The organism is Nocardia sp. NPDC058497 (assembly GCF_042720195.1).
In the GTDB taxonomy this organism is placed as follows: Bacteria; Actinomycetota; Actinomycetes; order Mycobacteriales; family Mycobacteriaceae; genus Nocardia.
The window spans coordinates 1-6,963 of sequence record NZ_JBHXMY010000318.1 but is presented as its reverse complement, the minus strand read 5'-3'; the positions used below and the strand labels follow the sequence as shown (position 1 = coordinate 6,963).

The window sequence follows — 6,963 nt, the reverse complement described above, 5'->3', positions numbered from 1 at the left end:
AACATTTTGTGGGGGGTCTGTTTTTGTTTTTATAACGCCCCCCCCCCCCCCCCCCCGGCACGTGGGTGCCGCCCCTCCCCGGCCCCCCCCCCCGGTCGTGCTCGCGCCCATGGCGGGCATCACGAATCAGGCGTTCCGGAAGCTGTGCCGCGAGTTCGGCAGCTCGACCTCGATCTACGTGTGCGAGATGATCACCGCCCGCGCGGTGGTCGAGCGCAACGAGAAGACGCTGCACATGATGTCGTTCGACGCCGACGAGAACCCGCGCTCGATGCAGCTCTACGGCGTCGACCCGAAGACCCTCGGCGAGGCGGTGCGGATCATCGTCGGCGAGGGCTGGGCCGATCACATCGACCTCAATCTGGGCTGCCCGGTCCGCAAGGTGACCCGGCTCGGCGGCGGCTCGGCGCTGCCGTACAAGCGCAGGCTCTTCGCCAACATCGTCCGGGAGATGGTCGCCGCCGCCGAACCCGCCGGCGTCCCGGTGACCTTCAAGTTCCGCATCGGCATCGACGACGACCACCAGACCTACCTGGACACCGGTCGCATCGCCGAGGCCGAGGGCGCGGCCGCCGTGGCGCTGCACGCCCGCACCGCGGCCCAGCTGTACTCCGGCGCGGCCGACTGGTCGGCCATCGCCCGGCTCAAGGAAGCCGTCACCACCATCCCCGTGCTCGGCAACGGCGACATCTTCTCCGCCGACGACGCGCTGCGGATGATGCGCGAGACCGGCTGCGACGGCGTCGTCGTCGGCCGCGGCTGCCTCGGCCGCCCGTGGCTGTTCGCCGAACTCAGCGCCGCGCTGCGCGGCGAGCCCATCCCCGAGGGCCCGGTGCTCGGGCGTGTCGGCGAGATCCTGCTGCGGCACGCGACCCTGCTCACCGAGCACGACGGTGAGGACAAGGCGATGCGCGACATCCGCAAGCACATGGCCTGGTACCTGATGGGCTTCCCGGTCGGATCGCAGCTGCGCCGCAGCTTCGCCACCGTCTCCCGGCTGACTCAGCTCGAGGACCTGATCGGTCAGCTCGACCCGTCGGCCCCCTTCCCCACCGACGCCCTCGGCCCGCGCGGCCGCCAGGGCTCGCCACAGGCCAAGGTCGCCCTGCCCGACGGCTGGCTCGACGATCCCGAGGACGACACCGTTCCCTCGGCAGCCGATGTGATGCACAGCGGCGGCTGATTTCCCCGAGGTCAGCCGGTCTTTGTCATAGGTGCGCAACGAGTTCGCCTTCGATTCGTTCGCGCACAGGAGTGGCTACTCGTGGCGGAATCGTTATCATTGCGGACATCGTTCGGCTGCGGTTCGAATCGGAGCCGTCGGTGACGCGCATGCTGCGGCAGATAGAAGAAGTGAGGTTCGTTGGTGGGTGACGATCGGCGCGGGCGTACGCCCCGGCCCGGAAGTCGCGCCCCCTGGGAGCGCTATCCGACGGCCGAACCCACCGAGCAGCCGGAAACCGGCGCGCGACGGTCCAGGCACGCGGATACGGCGCAGGACCCCGGTGCGGCGCCGCTGACAGTGCAGGACCTCGTCGATCGCGTCGACAGCGAACGCACCAGGCGAGGCAGGCGCCCCGCCCCCGACACCGACGCGGGTTCGCGCGCGGGCCGCCGGGCTCGCGAGCAGGCGCCGCGTCCCACCCAGCGTCCCGACCTCCCGCGCACCGACAGCTCGCCCGTCGTCGACGACATCGTCGGCACGCCGCATCGCGCCGAATCCCCCGCCGACCGCACCGCGACCACCGCGCTGCCCGCCCAGGCGCCCGAGCCGGGCCGTGGCGGACGCAAGCCCGCCGCCCCGCGCCGCGCCCACGATCCGATCGGCGATCCGGCCACCGACATCCTGCCCGCGGTCACCGAAGAGCCGCCGCGGCGCGCCAGGCCGGTCAAGGCCGCGGCCGCCGCACCGCCGCGCCGTCCCTCGGCCGACGGCCGCCGCGGTAAGAGGGCGCGGTTGGCGGGACGGGTCGCGGGCACCTTCTTCGCGGTGCTCGCGCTGGTCGTCACCGGTGGCGGCTGGAGCTACCTGCGCGCCACCAACAACATCCTCAACCAGGTCTCCGCGCTCGACGGCGCCACCGAGGACGTGCTCGACGGCGATATGCAGCTCGGTGACGAGAACTATCTGATCGTCGGCACCGACACCAGGGCGGGCGTGAACGCCGACCTGGGCGCCGGCACCACCGACGACGCCGAAGGCGCGCGCGCCGACACGGTCATGCTGGTGCACATCCCGAAGAACCGCTCACGCGTCGTCGTCGTCTCTTTCCCCCGCGACCTCGATGTCACCCGTCCGAAGTGCGCGGGCTGGGACAACGAGAAGGCCACCTACACCGACCAGAAGTTCCCCTCGGCAATGGGCGACAAGCTCAATGCCGTCTACGCGCTCGGCGGGCCCCGCTGCCTGGTCGACGTGGTGCGCAAGATGTCGGGTCTGAGTATCGGCCACTTCATCGGCATCGACTTCGCCGGATTCCAGGCGATGGTCGACCAGGTCGACGGCGTCGAGGTCTGCTCCACCAAGCCGATCATCGACGGCGTACTCGGCACGATCCTGGAAACCTCGGGCAAGCAACGCATCAACGGTGAGACCGCACTCAACTATGTGCGCGCACGACACGTCATCGGTGAGGAGCGCAGCGACTACGACCGGATCCACCGGCAACAGCAGTTCCTGGCCGCCCTGCTCCGTGGGGCGTTGTCGAGCAAGATTCTGCTCGACCCGGGCAAGCTGCAGGGTTTCGTCCAGGCGTTCGGGCAGCACACGTTCGTCGACGGCGTCGGCACCCAGGACCTGCTCCTGCTCGGCCGATCGCTGCAGAAGGTCAATGCCGGTGCGGTGACGTTCATTACCGCACCGACCGCCGGGACCACGTCGTACGGCAACGAGATTCCGCGCGAGTCCGATATCAGGGCGATCTTCCGCGCGATCATCGACGACCAGCCGCTGCCCGGCGAGGAGACCGCCCCGCCGGTCACCAGCTCGGCCGAAGCGCCGCCGACGCAGGCGCCCAAGGTGTATGCCGTCAGTCCGGGATCGGTGTCGATTCGGGTGTCGAATGGATCCGGCCGCACCGGCGTCGCGCAGCAGGCCGCCAACAAGCTCAGCACGATGGGCTTCGGGATCTACAGCGTCGGGAACTACCCCGACGGCAGCGAGTCGACGGTGGTGCACTACTCGATGGGCAACGAAGCGTCGGCCGCGACTGTCGCCAGTTCGATCCCCGGCGCGGTCATCGAACGCGACGACAACCTGGATGGGATCGTCGAGGTCATCCTGGGTTCGAGCTTCGCGGGGCAGGTCCGCACCCCGACCGCGGTCGGTACCGAGATCCCCAACGTGGAGACCGGCAAAGCGATCGCGGCCGCACCCGTCGCCCTCCCGTCCGACCTCGAACACATGAACGCCGCCGACACCAGCTGCGATTGATCGACCACCCGGGCTGAGCTGGCACGACACTGCCACGCGGCATTCACCCGCCGTTGGGTGACAGCGCCGAGGGTACCCACTAGGGTCTGCATTCATGCGTGTCATCTACAACGAGCAAATGGCCGATCTCGCCAACCTCCTGGGCGAGATGGCCGGTCTCGCTGGCCAGGCGATGGAACAGGCCACCCAGTCCCTGCTGCAAGCCGATCTCACCCTGGCCGAGCAGGTCATCGGGGAGCAGGATCGGATCTCGGTGATGATCGCCGAGGCCGAGGAGAAGGCCTTCGCCCTGCTCGCGCTGCAGGCCCCCGTCGCGGGCGACCTGCGCCAGGTGGTGAGCGCCATCCAGATCGTCAATGACGTCAATCGGATGGGCACGCTGGCACTGCACGTCGCCAAGATGACCCGCCGCCGCCACCCCAACCACGCGCTGCCCGAGTCGGTCAACGGCTACTTCGCCGAGATGGGCCGGATCGCGGTCAACATGGGCGCGGGCGCCAAGGAGGTGCTCGAGACCCGTGATCCCGAGCGCGCCGCCCAGCTCAACCAGGACGACGAGGCGATGGACGACCTGCACCGTCACCTGTTCACCCTGCTGATGGACCGCGAATGGAAGTACGGCGTCGCCTCGGCCGTCGACGTCACCCTGCTCGGCCGCTACTACGAGCGCTTCGCCGACCACGCCGTCGAGATCGGCCGCCGCGTGATCTTCCTGGTCACCGGCGTCCTGCCGGGCGACGAAGAGACCGAAAGCTAGAGGGCACCAACGGAAAAGCCCCCGCACTCCGTCGAGGAGGCGGGGGCTTTCTCGTGACTTCTTAACCGAAGCGGCCCGAGATGTAATCCTCGGTGGCGCGCTGGGTGGGGTTGGAGAAGATCTTCTCGGTGTCGTCGATCTCGATCAGCTTGCCTGGCTTGCCCTGGGCCTCGAGGTTGAAGAAACCGGTCTGGTCACTCACGCGCGCGGCCTGCTGCATGTTGTGGGTGACGATGACGATGGTGAATTCCTTCTTCAGCTCGGTGATCAGGTCCTCGATCGCCAGGGTGGAGATCGGGTCCAGTGCCGAACAGGGCTCGTCCATCAGCAGTACGTCGGGCGAGACCGCGATCGCGCGGGCGATGCACAGACGCTGCTGCTGACCACCGGAGAGGCCGCCGCCCGGCTTGTCGAGCCGGTCCTTGACCTCGTTCCAGAGGTTGGCGCCCTTGAGCGAGCGCTCGGCGACCTCGTCGAGTTCCTTCTTGTTGCGCACGCCCTGCAACTTCAGGCCGGCCACGACGTTGTCGCGAATCGACATGGTGGGGAACGGGTTCGGGCGCTGGAACACCATGCCGATGGTGCGGCGCACGCCGACCGGGTCGATGGCGTCGCCGTAGATGTCCTCGCCGTCGAGCAGCACCGCGCCCTCGACGCGGGCGTTCGGGGTCACCTCGTGCATCCGGTTCAGCGAACGCAGCACGGTGGACTTGCCACAACCGGAGGGACCGATGAAGGCGGTGACGCTGCGGGGCAGCACGGTCAGGTCCACGTCCGACACAGCGTGGAAGGCGCCGTAGTAGATATTGAGATCTTTGACGTCGATCCGCTTGGCCATCTGAGTTATCCGTTCGCTTCTATCGGTTCCGGGTGAGCAGCTTGTTGACGCCGGCGGCGGCCAGGTACAGCGCCGCGATCATCAGGATCAGCGTGAGCGCCGCACCCCAGACCCGCTCGCGACCGGCAGCCTCCGGGTTGGCCAGCTCCTGGTAGATCAACAGCGGCAGCGAGGCCATGTTGCCGTCGAAGATGTTCTGGTTGATCGACTTGCTGTAGCCGACCAGCACGAGCACCGGCGCGGTCTCACCCATGACGCGGGCCAGGGCGAGCAGGATGCCCGAGATCATGCCGGGGGCCGCGGTGGGAATGACGATGCGCAGGATGGTCTTCCACTTCGGCACGCCCAGCGCGTAGGACGCCTCACGCAGCTCGTCGGGCACCAGCTTGAGCATTTCCTCGGTGCTGCGCACGACGACCGGCAGCATCAGCAGGACCAGCGCCAGCGAGACTGCGAAGGAGCTCTGCGGCATACCGAAGGTGGCGATCCACAGCGCGAAGATGAACAGCGCGGCGACGATCGATGGCACACCGGCGAGGATGTCGACCATGAAGGTGGTGACCCTGGCGAGCCGGCCGCGACCGTACTCGACCAGGTAGACCGCCGCCATGATGCCCAGCGGCACGGCGATCAGCGAGGCGACCGCGGACTGCACGATGGTGCCGTAGATCGCGTGGTAGACACCGCCGCCGGTCTGGTCCGGCAGGATGCCCTTCTGCGAGTTGAACCACCAGTCGGCGGACAGGATCGCGGTGATGCCCTTGGTGACGACCAGTCCGAGCACCCACACCAGCGGGATCAGCGCGATCACGAAGCAGAGGGTGACCAGGCCGGTCGCGATGTGGTTCTTGATCCGCCTGCCGGTGCTGACATGGCGGAAGGTGGGCGCTTTGACCGGCTTGTCGAGGGTCGTTGTGCTCATCATCAGCCGTTCACCTTTCCACCGGAGGCCAGGCGGGCCAGCGCGTTGACGACGAAGGTCAGCGCGAACAGGACGAAGCCGGCGGCGATGTAGGCGCCGGTCGGCAGCGGTGCGCTGAACTCCGAGGCGGCGGAAGCGATCTTGGAGGCGAAGGTGTAGCCGCCGTCGAACAGCGACCACTCGCCTGCCTGGCTCGCGGTGCGCAGCACCACCAGGACGGCGATGGTCTCACCGAGCGCGCGGCCGAGGCCGAGCATCGAGCCCGCGATCACACCGCTGCGGCCGTAGGGCAGCACGGTCATCCGCACGACTTCCCACTTGGTGGCGCCGAGCGCCTGCGCGGCCTCGATGTGGGCGCGCGGGGTGAGCGCGAAGACCTCGCGGGCGACGGAGGTGATGATCGGCAGGATCATGACGGCGAGCACGACGCCCGCGGTGAAGATGGTGCCACCGCCGCCGATCGAGACGTTGCCGTCGGAGAAGAGGAAGAACCAGCCCAGTTGGTCGTTGAGGAACTGCTGGACCGGTGCGATCTGCGGCGCGAGCACCAAAAAGCCCCAGAGGCCGAACACGATGGACGGCACCGCGGCGAGCAGGTCGATCAGCATCGTGAACGGCCTGCTGAGCTTCGACGGCGCGTAGTGGGTCAGGAACAGGGCGATCCCGACACCGATCGGCACCGCGACGATGAGCGCGAACACCGAGCTCAGCACCGTGACCATGAGCAGGTCACGGATGCCGAAGCGCAGGTTGTTCGCGTCACCGGTCGCGAATTCGGTACTGGTAAAGAAGTTGACCTCGTCAGCCCGGAGCGAGGGGACCGCGCGGATCAGCAGGAACAACGCGATCAGCGCGATGGCAGCGACGATGGTCGCGCCGGCCGCGGTGGCCGTCCAACGGAAGATCGTCTCGGCGTTCAGGCGGCCGGTACGACCCCCGTCAGGGGCCTTGTCGATTTTCGGTTCGGTCGGCATAGTCGCAGTATCTCCGGCCGCCCGCGGGCTCGTCGAATC

General features: G+C 68.2%; 6 protein-coding genes. 3 read left to right on the top strand and 3 right to left on the bottom strand.

From position 1 onward, the window contains the following. Positions 1-61 precede the first annotated feature (61 nt). The 3 genes from dusB (at position 62) to phoU (ending at position 4,190) form a co-directional block, all read left to right on the top strand. The gene (dusB, locus tag ACFWPJ_RS20475; protein ID WP_378853581.1) at positions 62-1,183 is read left to right on the top strand and encodes a tRNA dihydrouridine synthase DusB; all 1,122 of its coding nucleotides are present in this window, start codon (positions 62-64) and stop codon (positions 1,181-1,183) included. Between the two features lie 183 nt (positions 1,184-1,366). After that, entirely contained in the window at positions 1,367-3,433 is a 2,067-nt protein-coding gene (locus ACFWPJ_RS20470; RefSeq protein ID WP_378853579.1) for an LCP family protein, read from the top strand. Positions 3,434-3,527: 94 nt separating this feature from the next. Next, a complete protein-coding gene (phoU, locus tag ACFWPJ_RS20465) occupies positions 3,528-4,190 on the top strand; it encodes a phosphate signaling complex protein PhoU (protein WP_378853577.1) in 663 nt (220 codons plus the stop codon). A 61-nt stretch (positions 4,191-4,251) separates the two neighbouring features. On the opposite strand, the gene pstB is transcribed toward phoU, so the two are convergent. From pstB to pstC, 3 genes are read right to left on the bottom strand one after another with little or no spacing between them, the layout of a single operon-like run. Next, positions 4,252-5,028: a phosphate ABC transporter ATP-binding protein PstB gene (gene pstB / locus ACFWPJ_RS20460; protein ID WP_378853575.1), complete on the bottom strand. Its 777-nt coding sequence runs from the start codon at positions 5,026-5,028 to the stop codon at positions 4,252-4,254. Positions 5,029-5,047: 19 nt separating this feature from the next. Next, positions 5,048-5,953 carry a phosphate ABC transporter permease PstA gene (gene pstA / locus ACFWPJ_RS20455; protein WP_378853573.1) on the bottom strand — a complete coding sequence of 302 codons (906 nt, stop codon included), beginning with the start codon at positions 5,951-5,953 and terminating at the stop codon, positions 5,048-5,050. Next, the gene (pstC, locus tag ACFWPJ_RS20450) at positions 5,953-6,924 is read right to left on the bottom strand and encodes a phosphate ABC transporter permease subunit PstC (RefSeq protein WP_378853571.1); all 972 of its coding nucleotides are present in this window, start codon (positions 6,922-6,924) and stop codon (positions 5,953-5,955) included. Before pstC ends, pstA begins: the two co-directional genes overlap by 1 nt. Between the last annotated feature and the right edge of the window lie 39 nt (positions 6,925-6,963).